This window comes from Clostridium thermobutyricum (assembly GCF_000371465.1).
Classification (GTDB): domain Bacteria; phylum Bacillota; class Clostridia; order Clostridiales; family Clostridiaceae; genus Clostridium; species Clostridium thermobutyricum.
The window spans coordinates 2,702,348-2,718,128 of the sequence record NZ_KB850956.1 but is presented as its reverse complement, the minus strand read 5'-3'; the positions used below and the strand labels follow the sequence as shown (position 1 = coordinate 2,718,128).

Genomic DNA, 15,781 nt, shown 5'->3' with positions numbered 1-15,781 from the left:
AAAATTATATAAAAAAGACTGTCCAAAAGGACAGTCTTTTTATTTATGATCTAAATACAACTTCTTCTCTTGAGAATAAGTGTTTTGTAGCTAAAAGTGCTAAAATAAGATAAATAATGTTCCATAAAAGAACTATTCCAATATGATTAAAGTTTGTAATTCCAACCATAAACTCTTTCATTAAAGCAACTGAGTTAGCAACTGGGATATGGAATAAAAACGATGAGATATCCTTAGCATCCATAAACATTGGAATATATGAAACTATCATAATTGGAGTAATAACCCCTGATAAATAAGTTCCAGCTTCTTTAGTTGATCTCGCAAATACACTTATACTTATTTGAATTGCACAAATTGCAAGTAATAAAATTAAAAGAAGTATAATCATAAAAACTAAAGATTGCGGACTTAAATCAAAGGAAAAAGCAGTATTTTTGCTTATTCCACTATCCATTTCAGATATAGATTTAATAAAGCTTTGAAGTCCTATATACATTGAGATTAAACTTGCAATCATAGTTAAAGCTGAAACAACACTTATAGCTATAGTTTTACCAAAAATAAGTGAGTTTCTGTTACAAGAAGTTGAAAGAAGAGGCTCGAAAGTATTTCTTTCTTTTTCTCCAGCACCTAAATCAGCAGCTATTCCAAGAATAGGAGCAAACATAAACACTACAATTAATGAAGGCATCATACCTCCTAAAGTTCTTGCCATAGGATTGACTTCTTCTTCTCCATCAGCTAGAATTCCAGATTTAACATCAACTTTAAATGGTTTTAATATTTCGGAATCTATTCCTTTAGCTTTAAGTCTTTCACTTACAATACTATCTTCTAGACCTGAAATTAAAGATGAAACAGTACTAGATGCTATAGATGAATTGTTAGAACTATCATCATATAAAATTTCTATATTAGCTTCTTTTCCTTCTGCAATTAACTTATTAAAATTTTCAGGAATGTTTATAATTAATTGTAGTTTCCCTTCTTTTAAAGCAGATTTTTGATCTTCAGGATTTTCGATTTTGAAATTCTTTTGAGATTGCAATAAGTTATAAACAGAAGATTTATTATCTCCATTTATAGCTAGGTTTATCTCTTCAGTAGCACCTTTCATTGTACTCTTCATTCCATATCCCATAAGTTTATACATTACAGGAAATAAAATTATAGGTAATATTAAAGTAAATAAAACAGTCTTTTTATCTCTAAAAATATCTTTTAACTCTTTCTTTAAAACAACTAAAAAACTATTCATTGATATTACCTCCTATTAAGGAAACAAAAACTTCTTCTAAATCAGAATTATTATGTTTATTTTTAAGCTCTGAAACTGTACAATTCTCTAAAAGAGTTCCTTTATTTATTATTACAACTCTATCACAAAGTTTTTCTACTTCTTGCATAGAATGGCTTGAAAAAAGAACTGTTTTTCCTTCAGATTTGCATTTACGAATAAATTCATGAACTACTCTTATAGCACTTACATCAAGTCCAGTACAAGGTTCATCAAATAGCATAACTTTTGGATTATGAACTATTGAACGTGCAATTGAAACTTTTTGTTTCATACCTCTAGAGAACTTAGAAACTTTTTTATCAATATATTCATCCATACCGAATTGAGTAGAAAGTTCATTTATTCTTTCATCTGCATCTTTATCACTCATTCCATAAAGATTTGCAAAATATTTTATATTTTCTCTTGCAGTAAGTCTATCATAAAGACCTACATCACCACCAAATAATATACTAATTTCTTTTCTAACATTAACAGGATTTTCTTTAGCTGAAAGCTTGTTTACAAATATTTCTCCTGATGTTATCTTTAGCATTGTTGAAATCATTCTAAGTGTAGTAGTTTTTCCAGCACCATTTTCTCCCAATAAGCCAACTATTTCACCTGGATTAACATTAAAAGATATGTTATTTACCACAGTAGCTTTTTTAAATGATTTCGTTAAATTTTTAATCTCAATCATAAATTTTCCCCCTCTTCACTAAATTCACAAAATATAGAAAATATAAATAGATTATATCATAAATTTTGGAAAATAATACAGTTTTTAATAACTTATTTTAAAATATTGCTTAACTTTTATGGTGATGTAATTTGAAAAATTTTCTTGACATGTAAAAAAGCATAAATTAAAATATATAAAAAGAATAAAATTTAGAGTTAAGGTACACTTTAAATTGGTCCTGTGAGGCCAGAAAGGAAGCATTAAGCTATGTTAGTTACAGCTATAGGTAATTTCATAGAATTATCTTTGAAGGTTAATTTAAATAATGAACATATAAGGATGATAGAGAGAGCAATTTAAAGAATTAGGTCTCTTTATTATCCTTTTCTTTTTATATAAATAAACTTTAAAGTGTATTTTTAGCTTCAAACATATATTTTGAAGGAGGGCTTAAGCATGAAAGCGAAGCTTATATTAGAAAATGGTATGGTTTTTGAAGGTAAATCATTTGGATATCTTAAGGAAAGTGTTGGAGAGGTAGTTTTTACTACAGGTATGACAGGATATCAAGAAGTTTTAACTGATCCATCATATTATGGACAAATTGTCACAATGACATATCCTTTAATAGGAAATTACGGAATTAACTTAGAAGATATGGAATCAAAAAGACCACAAGTTAAAGGTTTCATAGTAAGAGAAAAATGTAATATGCCAAATAACTTTAGATGTGAATTAACTTTAGATAACTACTTAAAACAAAATAAGATAGTAGGGCTTGAAGGAATTGATACAAGAGCTTTAACAAAAGTTTTAAGAAATAGCGGAACAATGAAAGGGATTATAGTTTTAGATGATTCTTCATTAGAAGATGTTCAAGATAAAATAAAATCTTTCTGCAATAAAGAAGCAGTTTTAAAAGTAACATCAGAAGAAAAATATGAAATAGATGGCTTAGGAAAGCATGTAGCAATAATTGATTATGGAATAAAACAAAATATAATAAGAAATTTTAAAAAGAGAGGTTGTAAAATATCAGTTTTTCCTGCGAAATCAAATGCAAAAGAAATTTTAGAGGTTAATCCAGACTTAGTATTTTTATCAAATGGCCCTGGGGATCCACAAGATTTAGATTTTGCAATAGAATGCATAAAAAATATAATAGGTAAAAAACCAATAGTAGGAATATGTTTAGGACATCAGCTTTTAGCTTTAAGTTTAGGTGGAAATACTACTAAATTAAAATTTGGACATAGAGGATGTAATCATCCAGTTAAAGATTTAGAAACAGGTAAAGTTCATATAACATCTCAAAATCATGGATATGTTGTAGATAGTTTACCAGAAGAAGTTGAAGCAACTCATATAAATATAAATGATGGAACAATTGAAGGTTTAAAACACAAAAAATTACCTATATATTCAGTTCAATTCCATCCAGAAGCATCAGCAGGTCCAAAGGATTGTGAATATATTTTTGATAGATTTTTAGAGTATGCACTATAGGATTAAGTAGGAGGAGTTTATTATGCCATTAAATAAAGATATTAAAAAAGTTTTAGTTATAGGTTCAGGTCCAATTATTATAGGACAAGCAGCAGAGTTTGATTATTCAGGAACACAAGCTTGTCAAGCTTTAAAAGAAGAAGGAATAGAAGTTGTATTAATAAATTCAAATCCAGCAACTATAATGACAGATAAAGAAGTTGCGGATAAAGTTTATTTAGAACCATTAACATTAGAATTTGTAGAAAAAGTAATAGCAAAAGAAAGGCCAGATAGTTTACTAGCAGGAATGGGAGGACAAACAGGATTAAATCTTGCAGTTGATCTTTATGAATCTGGAATTTTAGATAAATATAATGTTAAAGTAATAGGTACATCAATAGAATCTATCAAAGAAGGTGAAGATAGGGAACTATTCAGAGATATGATGAATAGAATTAATGAGCCTGTTATTCAAAGTGAAATAATAACAGATCTTGAATCAGGACTTCAATTTGCTAATAAAATAGGCTATCCAGTTATAGTTAGACCAGCATATACTCTAGGAGGAACTGGGGGAGGAATAGCCGAGAATGAAGAAGAGTTAAAAGAAACTTTAGAATCAGGATTACAATTAAGTACTATAGGGCAAGTTTTATTAGAAAAATCAGTTAAAGGTTGGAAAGAAATCGAATATGAAGTTATGAGAGATTCATATGGAAATTGTATAACTGTATGTAATATGGAAAATATAGATCCTGTAGGAATTCATACAGGAGATAGTATAGTTGTAGCACCTTCGCAAACTCTTTCAGATAAGGAATATCAAATGCTAAGAACAGCATCTATAAATATAATAAATGCTGTAGGAATAGAAGGGGGATGTAATGTACAATTTGCTTTAAATCCTCATAGTTTTGAATATGCAGTAATTGAAATTAATCCTAGAGTTTCAAGATCATCAGCATTAGCATCAAAAGCAACAGGATATCCAATAGCAAAGCTTGCTGCTAAAATATCTCTTGGATATGGATTAGATGAGATAAAAAATGCAGTAACTCAAAAAACTTATGCATGTTTTGAACCAACATTAGATTATGTAGTTTGTAAAATACCAAAATGGCCATTTGATAAATTCTTTAGTGCAGATAGAGCATTAGGAACAAAAATGATGGCAACTGGTGAAATAATGGCTATAGGAGCTAACTTTGAGCAAGCTTTCTTAAAAGGTATAAGAAGTTTAGAAATAGGAAGATATTCATTAGACTTTAAAAAATTTAGAGATTTAAGTATACAAGAACTTAAAGAAAGAGTTGTAACTCCAGATGATGAAAGAATTTTTGCATTAGCTGAAATGCTTAGAAGAGATTATAGAGTAGAAAAAGTTTCTGAAATAACAGGAATTGATAAATTCTTTGTAGAGAAAATAAAATGGATTGTAAATGAAGAACAAAGATTAAAATTAAGTCATATAGAAAATTTAGATAAAGAATGGTTATTAAACTTAAAGAAAAAAGGATTTTCTGATAAAGCAATAGCAGACTTTTTAGAAGTATGTCCAGAAGATGTTAATAGATTAAGAGATATTTGGAATATAAAACCTAGTTATAAAATGGTTGATACATGTGGGGGAGAATTTGAAGCATTATCACCATATTATTACTCAACTTATGAACAATATGATGAAGTTGTAGTTTCAAAGGACAGAAAGAAAGTAATAGTAATAGGTTCAGGTCCAATAAGAATAGGGCAAGGAGTAGAATTTGATTATGCTTCAGTGCACTGTGTTAAGTCTTTAAGAAAATTAGGTATTGAAACAATAATAGTAAATAATAATCCTGAAACTGTAAGTACAGATTTTGATATATCAGATAAGCTTTATTTTGAGCCATTAACAGAAGAAGATGTTTTAAATATAGTAGAAAAAGAAAATCCAGATGGAGTAATACTTCAATTTGGTGGACAAACTGCAATAAAACTTGCAAACTTTATGAAAGAAAAAAATATTCCAACTTTAGGAACTACAGCAGATCAAATTGATATGGCAGAAGATAGAAAGAAATTTGATGCTTTACTAGAGAAATTAGGAGTATCAAGACCAAAAGGAAAAGGAGTTTGGAGTTTAGAAGAAGGATTAGAAGAAGCAAGAATTTTAGGTTTCCCAGTTTTAGTTAGACCTTCTTATGTAATAGGTGGACAAGGAATGGAAATAACTCATGACGAAGAAGAATTAACATATTACCTAAATAATGCTTTCTCAAAAGATAAGAAAAATCCAATTCTTATAGATAAATACTTAATGGGTAGAGAAATTGAGGTAGATGCAATTTCAGATGGAAAAGATATATTAATACCTGGAATCATGGAGCATTTAGAAAGAGCAGGTGTACACTCAGGAGATAGTGTAACAATGTATCCAAGTCAAAATATAAGTGAAAATATAAAAGCAGATGTTTTAGATTATACTAAGAAATTAGCAATTGAAATTGGAATAAAAGGAATGATAAATATTCAATTTATAGAGTTTGAAGGAAAACTTTATGTTATAGAAGTTAATCCAAGAGCTTCAAGAACAGTTCCTTATATTAGTAAAGTATCAGGTGTTCCAATAGTAGATTTAGCTACTAGAGTTATGTTAGGAGAAAAATTAAAAGATTTAGGTTATGGAGTAGATGTTTATAAAGAACCTGATTTAGTTTCAGTTAAAGTTCCTGTATTCTCAACTCAAAAGCTTCCAAATGTAGAGGTGTCTTTAGGACCAGAAATGAAGTCTACAGGAGAAGTTTTAGGTGTAGGAAGAAATATTTATGAAGCACTTTACAAAGGATTCTTAGGAGCTAGTATGTTCCCAGGAATGAAAAAAGGAAAAATACTTGCTACTATTAAAAAACATGATAAAGAAGAATTCTTAGGAATGGCAAAAGAGTTAGCAGATCTTGGTTATACATTCATATCTACAGAAGGAACTTGTAAGCTTTTAAGAGAAAATGGAGTTCAAGCAGAAGAAGTTAGAAGATTAAATGAAGAAAAGCCAAATATATTAGATATAGTTAAAAATAAAGAAGTAGATCTAGTAATTAATACTCCTACTAAAGGAAATGATTCTAAGAGAGATGGTTTCTTAATAAGAAGAGCAGCTGTAGAAAGAAATATAGGAGTTATAACTGCATTAGATACTTTAAATGCAATAATAGATGTTAAGAAAAGTCATTTTGAAAAGAATAATAATTTAGAAGTATTTAATATAACTGAAATATAAATTTTAGATATAATTTTTTGTAGAAAAGAATCGTTTTAAGCGGTTCTTTTTTATAAAAAAATTTAGTCATAAAAAACATTTTTAGGAATATATTGTTAACATAAGAAAATTTTATGTTGACATACGAACGCTCGTTCGATACAATATAATCAAACGTTTGTTCGCATTAAAAGGAGTGTTATTTTATGAAATCAAATTCATCAGTATTTGTAAAGGTAAATTGTAAAAGTATTAGTGAGTCAAAAAGCTTAATAATAGATAGAGAAGGTACTTATGACTATAATAAAAATAAATACTTAATGTGTGCTGGAAAATATGACAGAAATGGTTGGACAATAGTTTTTAAAGTTAGAGATTTTAAAGAGGCAGAAGAAGTAGTAAACAATAATCCTTTTATTCATAACAAAGGATATTCAATAGATATATCAAGAAATATAATGTAATACAAAAATAAGCTATCTAAAGAAAAGATTTTTTAGATAGCTTGTTTAGTTTAAACATAATATTTAATTTTAGTAATTACTGTTGATAAAGCGTATAATAAATCAATAGTTTTTCCTTTTCTCGCCTCATCAGAGCTTTCTAATATTTTAACTATAGGTCTTAGAGGATATCTAAAATTGTTATTTTCAACAATACAGGTGTCACCAGTGCTGAGTTCTACAATAGTACCGATAGGGTAAGGTACTATAAATTTAGTAAATACAGTAACTAATTTATGGTCAAATACAGTACCTGAATGAGCCATTATATATTCAACAGCATCATTTGCATGAATTGGTTTTCTATATGGTCTATTAGATGTAAGTGCATCATAAACATCAGCTATAGATACTATTTTTGATAATCTAAATATACTATCAGATTTTAATTTATTAGGATATCCTAATCCATCTACTCTTTCATGGTGTTGTTTTATTATAAGCTTACTAGAAGATGAAATATTAAAGTTATTAAACAAGTAATCATAACCTTTTTGTGGATGAGTTTTTATTAATTTAAATTCCTCTTCTGTTAAAGAAGAAGGTTTTTTTATTATGTCATTAGGAATAAATGCTTTTCCTATATCGTGTAGTAACGCACCAATACATAAATTAAGTAAATCTCGTTTTGATAGCTTTAATCCTACACCTATTACAACAGAAATAATAGCAACATTTACTGAATGTTGATATGTATAATTATCCATGTTTTTTATATCTACTAATGATAGCATTATATTTTTATTATCTAAAATATTGTTTAAAATTTCTTCAGCTATATTATTTACAGAATCAATATAAGGTTCCTTATCAACGATTAAATTACTTTTACTTGCTTTATTTATATTAATAAATACTTCTTTAAGAGTTTTAATAGATTTTTGACGCAATTCAGGTTTTATTACATCATCTATTTCTATATTGCTATATTCATCAACAACATATATTTGATGAATGTTATTTTCTTTTATTTTTTTTAAAAGTGTATCTTTAAGGGGTATTCCTTCCCTTAATAGAATACGTCCTTCACTGTCATATATAGTTTTTCCTAAAAAAGAGCCATTTCTTACGCATTCAACTGGTATAATTCTCATAAAAACACCCCTAATAATTATTACTATACAAATTATACTATAAAATAGGTAATTTAGAAATATTTAGTATTAAATTATTATTTAAAAAAGCCATATAAATATTTTATATGGCTTTTTTTATTTATATATCAAGTAAATTTTTTTCGTAGTTTGAATATAAGTTTCTTAATGTTTCCATTTTTTCTTCAAGTTCTATATAAAGTTCTGAAGCTAATTCATAATTAGATTTAGCAAAAGCATCCTTTAATCTACTGAAAAGAGATTTTTCAGTTAAGCTATCTTTCATGATATAAATTCTTAATTTAGATATTTCTGACCAATTTGTAATATCTAAATCAGATGCTAAGTATGGATCATGTAGCATTTTACTTTCTCTAACTTGAGATAAGAATTTATTTATAACCCTATGTTCAATTTCAGTAGCCCATCTTGATATAGTTCCTATTCTGAAACTATTTATTATTTTATCTGTAAATATAGGATTTCTTTTTAATATTTCTAGCTTTTCTTTATAATCATCCAGTTGTTTTAAGTTTTCATATATAGTTGCAGGTGCTTTACCAAATAAAGTTTCTCTTTCTTCTTCAGTGTAATGTTCAAATACATCAAGTTCTGATCTATATGCTCTATCTACTCTTAAATAATCAAATTTTTCACCAGGTTTTTTAGAAAGTTCTGCTAAAAGTTCATCTTGAGTTTTATTATTTTCTAGTGCATATATAACACCATCTAACATTGCAAGATAAGAAACTGCCATAGTTAGATAAGTATTACTATGTGGGTTTGGAGATCTAAGTTCAAATCTTGTAGCAAGTGGACTTTCAAGATCTCTAACTAATCCAATTAATATAGTTCTATTTCTTGATGGATTTTCTGGTGATTCTCCAAGTGAAGTAACTGTACATATTGGAGCTTCAAATCCAGGTTTTAATCTTTTTAATGCATTATTAGTTGATGAAATAAATGGATTCATTATTTCATAGTTATTAAGCATTCCCATTAAAGCTCCATAACCAATTTCACTTAGGAAATGGTCCTTTGGAACATGGAATAAGTTCACTATTTTTCCGTTCTTAAGTTTTGCACTTATTCCTAAATGAACATGCATTCCTGATCCAGCTACATTATCAATAGGCTTAGCCATGAATGTAACTTCAAGACCATATCTTCTATAAGTTTCTTGAACAAGAGATTTTATAAATAATTCATTATCAGCTGCTTGTAAAGCTGATGAGAATTTCCAGTCAATTTCTAGTTGTTCCATTATATGATTGTAACTTCCATCTGAGTCAAGTTTAGCTCTAACTCCACCTACTTCTTTATGTCCCATTTCAGGTTCAAATCCATACTTGTCCATTAATATTAAAGTTTGCTCTAAAGCTGTTCTTACATCACCTTTAGTTTTAGTCCAATAATGTTCTTGTAAGTCTTGAGATGCTGATAAAGCTTCTATATTAGCTACATCATCTGGTGTTTTTACCCAAAATTCTAGTTCTGTAGCAGAAGTAATTAAAATTTCATCTATATCATTTGGTGCAATACCAATACTTTTTAATGCTGATGGATTTTTTTCTATTAGTTCATTAAGAGATTTTTTGAAGGTATCTATAGAAGATTTTAAAATATAACGAGAGTCAACAGGTTTGTTGTTGTGATGTAAGAAACAAGGTATTTTAAGAGTTCCAATAGGGTTTCCAGTTATTTCATCAATATTATCAAAATTGTAGTCAATAAACCAATTACAATTTAAATCTGCAATCATATCAACTTTTGCGTCATGTAAAGTTGCGATTTCTGGAAGGACAACAGATGAACCGTCCGTTTGAACAGCTACTCCATGAAGAAATGACTCTATGTCATCTAAGAATAATTTGACAGGAATTTTTTCGTCTGTGTCATTTCCAGAAAGATCAACACCGACTAGAGAAACAAATTTAATTTGAGGATTGCTAGTTAAAATATCAAATAAAGTATCTTTAGTATGATTCTCTTTAGATATTGTATAAATTAAGTTTTCAATCATAAGATATCATTTTATATATATTGATTTTAATGTATATTTTATAGAAAAATATGAACAATACATATAAAATAAATTCACATCCTTTCGTTATATAGTCGAATATAATATAAATATACACAAAAAATATTCGTATAATTTACAAATCTTAGGAAGATTTTACTATATATAATATACATAGTCAATAACATAGTCAATAAAAATAAAATTAAATTTTAGTAAAACTATTAGGGGATTATTGGTAAGGTTCTTATAATTTATAAAAAGTTAGTAGATTTATTAATATTAAAGTTATAAAATAAATAATAGATTAATAAAGAGTGGAGGGATTAAGCTTTGGATAAGAGTAAATTACCAATAGGTTTCTTTGATTCAGGTGTTGGTGGATTAAGCGTTTTGAAAGATGCATTAAAGCTTATGCCTAATGAAAATTATATATTTTTTGGAGATTCTAAAAATGCTCCTTATGGTGATAGATCAATGAAAGAAATAAGAGATTTAACTTTTGATGCAGTTGATTTTTTATTTTCAAAAAATGTAAAAGCAATAGTAGTTGCTTGTAACACAGCAACTAGTGCAGCAGTTGCAGAACTTAGAAGAGTTCACCCTGAAGTTCCTATAGTTGGAATAGAACCTGCTGTTAAGCCTGCTGTTGAGCTTAATAGAAAAGGTAAAATAGTTATAATGGCAACTGCTTTTACTTTAAAACAAGATAAATTTGCTAAATTAGTTAGTAAATATGATTATGTTGAATTATACCCTATGCCATGTCCAGGACTTGTGGAATTTATTGAGGCAGGAGATTTACATAGTGATGAATTAAAAGAGTTTTTAAGAGATCATTTTAAAGAAGTTATGAAAGAGGATATTGCAGCAATAGTTTTAGGATGCACACATTATCCATTTATAAAAGAAACTTTAGCATCAGTAGTAGGTAAAGATATTCCTATAATTGATGGTGGAGAAGGAACAGTAAGAGAATTAAGAAGAAGATTAAGTGTAGCTGGTCTTATAAATGAAAGTACACAAAAAGGTACTATAGAATTCCATAATTCATGTGGAAGAGAAGATGTAGAAGAACTTAGTAGAAAACTATTAGGAATATAATATACATTTTATTAAATAAGTTATATCAAGTCATATAGATAATGATTTGATATAGCTTGTTTTATTTTTATTATATTTTAATAGGAACTAAAAGAGAAAACATGACATATAATAAAATAAAAAGAAAATTATAAAAAAGTTTGTGAAATAGTTGACAAACTTTTGCACTCTTGATATATTATAAGTGAGGAAGAAATTATCAGAAAATTTCAAAAATAAAAACAAATTTTAACAGAGGTGATTAATATGATGATAAATGTTAGAGAATTTTTAGGAGAAAATTTTGGTATTGAAGATGCTATATTTTTAAGAGAGGCTATAAAAGACAGCGAAGAAGCAGTTGTATTAGATTTTGAAGGATTAGATAGAGTTCCAAGCACATTTTTTATAAGCTTATTTCAAGATTTAATAAATGAAAGAGGAAGAGAAGCAATTTTTAATAATGTGAGTGTTAAGAACTTAACAAATTCTAGAGATTTTTCAAGAGTAGTTATGGGAACAACTTTTTTAAACTAATAAAAATAAAAAATGAAAGTATATATTAAATTGCAATAATACAAATAAATATATTGGAGTATTACAATGAGTGAAAACAGAATAAGGTATAAAAAACCTACTATATCGGTATGATTATAGTAGGTTTTTTTGTTTTTATGGATAAAAAAGTTTATATGATATATAATTTCAATATAATAAAAATATTATTTTTAAAGGTAAATTTTGAATTATTATTTAGCTTTAGAGAATAATATAAAATAGCAAAATTGAAAGGAGATTATTATGAGTAATCCAATAGTAACTATAAAAATGAAAAATGGTGGAGTTATAAAAGCTGAATTATATCCAGAAATAGCTCCAAATACAGTAAATAACTTTATTGATTTAGTAGAAAAAGGATATTATGACGGTTTAATATTCCATAGAGTAATCCCTGGATTTATGATTCAAGGAGGATGCCCAAATGGAAATGGTATGGGAGGTCCTGGATATTCAATAAAAGGTGAATTTACTTCAAATGGTTTCCAAAATAATTTAAAACATACAACAGGTGTTTTATCAATGGCAAGAGCTATGAATCCTAATTCAGCAGGAAGCCAATTCTTTATAATGGTTGCAGATGCACCACATTTAAATGGGCAATATGCTTCATTTGGTAAAGTTTTAGAAGGAATGGAAGTTGCAGAAGAAATAGTTAAACAACCAACTGATAGAATGGATAGACCATATGATGATCAAATAATGGAAACTGTAACAGTTGAATTAAATGGCTATAAAGCAGAAGCTCCTTCTATAATAGAATAGGAGATATCTTATGAAAAAAAATAAATGTTTATTAGCTTTCGGCTTAACTAATGAAGAGATGTTAGCATTAAGAGCATTAGGAAAAGTTATAGAGGTAAAACCTGAAATGGCAGAAATGAAAATAGGAAAAATTCCTTTATATAATGGGGAAGAACTTACTACAGAAAAAATTATGCCAAATGAAAAAGTAGTTTTATTCCATGATTTTGCTGATGGCGAAGTTAGAGGAATGACTAAAAAGGTAAGAAATATTGCAGAAGGTGTAATATTAGCAATTGTTACACCTATGTCTAAACAATGGAGTCTACACTATTTAGTAAACCACTTAATGCAAGAAAGAGAGCTCTATAGAAACATGCAAAAGGGGAGATAAATTTTGAGTAGAGTTGGTGAAAGAATAAAAGAAGCAAGACTTAAATCTAATATGACACAAAAAGCTTTAGCTAAAAAGCTTGGAGTAGCAGAAAAGTATATAAATGAAGTTGAGCTTGGTAGAAAAGTAGCACAAGAATCTTTTATTGATAGAGCAGCTAAAATTTTAAAAGCAGATTTAAATGATATAAGTATGGTTGTTACAGATAAAGATTTAATGGATGAAAGAAAAGCAGCATCAAACTTTAAACCTCAAAAAACAAAAATTGAAAAGAATGATGTTTGGGAAAATGCTTTTTCATCAGTTCTAAGAAATGTTCCAATATATGATTATAATTTAAAGAATGTGTTGGGACATAAAGAGTTACCAATCCATTCAAATAAAGTAGAAGGATATCCACAAGATAAAGTTTTATATATAAAAATCCAAGATGATGAAATGAGTGGATTTAGAATGCTTGAAGGAGATTTAGTATTTGCACATTTAGTAAGTGAATTAAATTCAAATGGATTCTTCTTAGTAAATCATAAAGGTGAAAATAAGATAAGAGAAATCAAGAGATTAGATAACTCAAAAGTTCTTCTCATGAGTAATAGAGGCGGCCTTATGACAGAAACTGTAGAAGTTAAGAACCTTCAAGTAATTGCAAAATTAGATAAAATAGAGATAAATTTATAAAAAAACCATCAGCTTTGCTGATGGTTTTTATTTAATTTCTAATTTTAACTAAGTCAGTAGTAAAAGTGCTATTTTTCTTTTCTGAAATAAATTCATTATTAAAAAAATTACTCTTATCACCGAATCCTTTACCAACTGTTTTAAGTCCATCACGTTCAACTAAAGTTTTTTGATCTGAGAATAAATTTGTTCCTAGACCAAGTCTATCACCTTGAACTGTTACTCCCATACTTGCTAAAATAGTTGGATACATATCAGTTGGTGAGAATTTACGATTCTTTAGTCTATCAATATTATCATTAGTAGTGTTAGGATCAGGATTTAGAATTAAGTTAAATATAGACCTGTTGTAAGATGAATCCCAATCTTTAAAGAAATTTTTATCCATACTTAAATGATCTCCTGTAACTATAATAGTTGTATTTTCGTAAAAAGGTTGCTTTTGAATCCATCTAATAAATTTTACAGCTTCTTTAGTTGAATATGAAATAACGTTTGCATATTGCGAATCATATTTTTTCTCAGCTTTTTTCGAAAGATATCCATCTGGAAAATGTGTATCAGCAGTTTCCATTGTGAAATTAAATGGTTTACCTGTATTAGATAATCTAGTTATTTCTTGCTTAGCAAACTCATAAAGCTTATCATCTTCAAATCCCCACCATACATTATAATCTTTAGGGATTAGTCCCTTTTGTATAGCTGCTTTGTGATCAAATATATTGAAATTACCGTGAGATCCAAAATAAGTAGTTAATCCACCAAAATCAGCATCAGCTCCAAACATTATAGTTTGTTCATAACCTTGAGATGATAGAATATCACCTAGAGTTACAGCTCCTGGTAAGAAGCTACCTGATTTACCATAAGAATTACCATTCATAGGTATTTTTAGAGGTAATCCTGAACTCATATTAATCATAGCTGCAACAGACCAACTTGAACCATAGGTTTGATAAGGACCGCCAAATTTATTATTATTGGAAAAGCTTAATCCCTCTTTGGAAAGATCTGAAAGCTCTGGCATTAGATTAACATTCATATATCCACCTAAATCTTTAGAAAAGTAAGAGTTTTCAATAGATTCTAAATAAATGTGGATAAGATTTCTTTTTTTCTTAGGAAAAGTGATTTCTACTTTACGTGGATCAATGTAATTATCTTTAATATAAGAGGAATCTGAAGTATAAGCTTTATAAACTTCATGTAAGCTTAGCTTTTTAACTCCATAAGCAATTCCACCAAAAAAACAGATAGCAGTAATTATATATGCTATAATTTTTAATATTTTTTGATTAATAATTTTAATCTTATTATGCGACCAATTTAAATATATGTCATATTTAAAATTTATAAATATTAAAAAAAGAATTACGCAAACAACTCCAGAAAAAACAGGTGTCATAAGAATTTCTTGATTCATATCAGTGCTTGTACCTTTAAGTGGAGAATTTAGGTTAAATAAAAATTGTTCCGGTGTAATATTTCCAAAATAGTCTATAAACCAATTTGCAAAGAATACAAAAAATGAACCAATAGCAAAAAGGAATACACTTATGTATTTGAATATTTTAGTTTTAACACTTTTACTAACTTTAACCTCGATAAAAATTATTTTTGAATAAATAAGACACTTTATAAATAAATAGATTATTCCACAAAGCAAAGTGAATAAAATATATTTAAATGAAAGTGAAGTGTTATAGACTGTAGGTTTAAGTATATTAGGTTTATTTAAGATAAACTTTAGAATACTTAATGAAATTAAATTTAATAGAAGTACATTAGTAATAAAATTTTTTATAATAGCAAATTTTGATTCATCTTTTTTAAAGATAAAGTAGTTTAAAGAAGCTATTATAATACCTGAAATTAAGTAACATAATAGTTGCATACAAATTCCCCCTAAAAATAATATTAGTTATTATTTTACTATCTATTTATTAGATATAAATTTATATAGTTAAAGCAAAAAATATGAGATAAATATAGATAAAATGTAAAATAATTAACA

The 15,781-nt window shown here is 27.5% G+C and carries 13 protein-coding genes; 8 read left to right on the top strand and 5 right to left on the bottom strand.

All coding sequences use genetic code 11. From position 1 onward, the window contains the following. Nucleotides 1-43: 43 nt before the first annotated feature. Together HMPREF1092_RS12735 and HMPREF1092_RS12730 are read right to left on the bottom strand one after the other, a co-directional pair. On the bottom strand, nt 44-1,261 hold the full coding sequence (locus tag HMPREF1092_RS12735) for an ABC transporter permease (protein ID WP_002599080.1): 1,218 nt from the start codon (nt 1,259-1,261) through the stop codon (nt 44-46). Next, nucleotides 1,254-1,985, bottom strand: coding sequence for an ABC transporter ATP-binding protein (locus HMPREF1092_RS12730; protein WP_002599079.1), 732 nt, complete (start codon nt 1,983-1,985; stop codon nt 1,254-1,256). Before HMPREF1092_RS12730 ends, HMPREF1092_RS12735 begins: the two co-directional genes overlap by 8 nt. A 438-nt stretch (nt 1,986-2,423) precedes the next feature. Here HMPREF1092_RS12730 and HMPREF1092_RS12725 point away from each other — a divergent pair, with 438 nt between their 5' ends. From HMPREF1092_RS12725 to HMPREF1092_RS12715, 3 genes are all read left to right on the top strand, one after another. Further along, entirely contained in the window at nt 2,424-3,473 is a 1,050-nt protein-coding gene (locus HMPREF1092_RS12725; RefSeq protein WP_002599078.1) for a carbamoyl phosphate synthase small subunit, read from the top strand. 22 nt (nt 3,474-3,495) lie between these two features. Then, nucleotides 3,496-6,711, top strand: a complete 3,216-nt coding sequence (carB, locus tag HMPREF1092_RS12720; protein ID WP_002599077.1) for a carbamoyl-phosphate synthase large subunit — start codon at nt 3,496-3,498, stop codon at nt 6,709-6,711. Between the two features lie 185 nt (nt 6,712-6,896). After that, the gene (locus tag HMPREF1092_RS12715) at nt 6,897-7,154 is read left to right on the top strand and encodes a hypothetical protein (RefSeq protein ID WP_002599076.1); all 258 of its coding nucleotides are present in this window, start codon (nt 6,897-6,899) and stop codon (nt 7,152-7,154) included. Between the two features lie 50 nt (nt 7,155-7,204). Here HMPREF1092_RS12715 and HMPREF1092_RS12710 read toward each other — a convergent pair whose 3' ends face one another. Together HMPREF1092_RS12710 and HMPREF1092_RS12705 are read right to left on the bottom strand one after the other, a co-directional pair. Beyond that, the gene (locus HMPREF1092_RS12710; protein WP_002599075.1) at nt 7,205-8,287 is read right to left on the bottom strand and encodes an HD-GYP domain-containing protein; all 1,083 of its coding nucleotides are present in this window, start codon (nt 8,285-8,287) and stop codon (nt 7,205-7,207) included. A 121-nt stretch (nt 8,288-8,408) separates the two neighbouring features. After that, the gene (locus tag HMPREF1092_RS12705; protein WP_002599074.1) at nt 8,409-10,310 is read right to left on the bottom strand and encodes a type I glutamate--ammonia ligase; all 1,902 of its coding nucleotides are present in this window, start codon (nt 10,308-10,310) and stop codon (nt 8,409-8,411) included. Between the two features lie 333 nt (nt 10,311-10,643). On the opposite strand from HMPREF1092_RS12705, the gene murI reads away from it, so the two are divergent. From murI to HMPREF1092_RS12680, 5 genes are all read left to right on the top strand, one after another. Then, nucleotides 10,644-11,414: a glutamate racemase gene (gene murI / locus HMPREF1092_RS12700; protein ID WP_002599073.1), complete on the top strand. Its 771-nt coding sequence runs from the start codon at nt 10,644-10,646 to the stop codon at nt 11,412-11,414. Between the two features lie 246 nt (nt 11,415-11,660). Next, entirely contained in the window at nt 11,661-11,930 is a 270-nt protein-coding gene (locus HMPREF1092_RS12695) for an STAS-like domain-containing protein (protein WP_002599072.1), read from the top strand. Nucleotides 11,931-12,194: 264 nt separating this feature from the next. Beyond that, nucleotides 12,195-12,716 carry a peptidylprolyl isomerase gene (locus HMPREF1092_RS12690; RefSeq protein ID WP_002599071.1) on the top strand — a complete coding sequence of 174 codons (522 nt, stop codon included), beginning with the start codon at nt 12,195-12,197 and terminating at the stop codon, nt 12,714-12,716. A 10-nt stretch (nt 12,717-12,726) separates the two neighbouring features. Next, on the top strand, nt 12,727-13,089 hold the full coding sequence (locus HMPREF1092_RS12685) for a DUF3783 domain-containing protein (RefSeq protein ID WP_002599070.1): 363 nt from the start codon (nt 12,727-12,729) through the stop codon (nt 13,087-13,089). Between the two features lie 3 nt (nt 13,090-13,092). Beyond that, the gene (locus HMPREF1092_RS12680) at nt 13,093-13,767 is read left to right on the top strand and encodes a helix-turn-helix domain-containing protein (RefSeq protein WP_002599069.1); all 675 of its coding nucleotides are present in this window, start codon (nt 13,093-13,095) and stop codon (nt 13,765-13,767) included. A gap of 31 nt (nt 13,768-13,798) precedes the next feature. On the opposite strand, the gene HMPREF1092_RS12675 is transcribed toward HMPREF1092_RS12680, so the two are convergent. Further along, nucleotides 13,799-15,661: an LTA synthase family protein gene (locus HMPREF1092_RS12675; protein ID WP_002599068.1), complete on the bottom strand. Its 1,863-nt coding sequence runs from the start codon at nt 15,659-15,661 to the stop codon at nt 13,799-13,801. Nucleotides 15,662-15,781 lie beyond the last annotated feature (120 nt).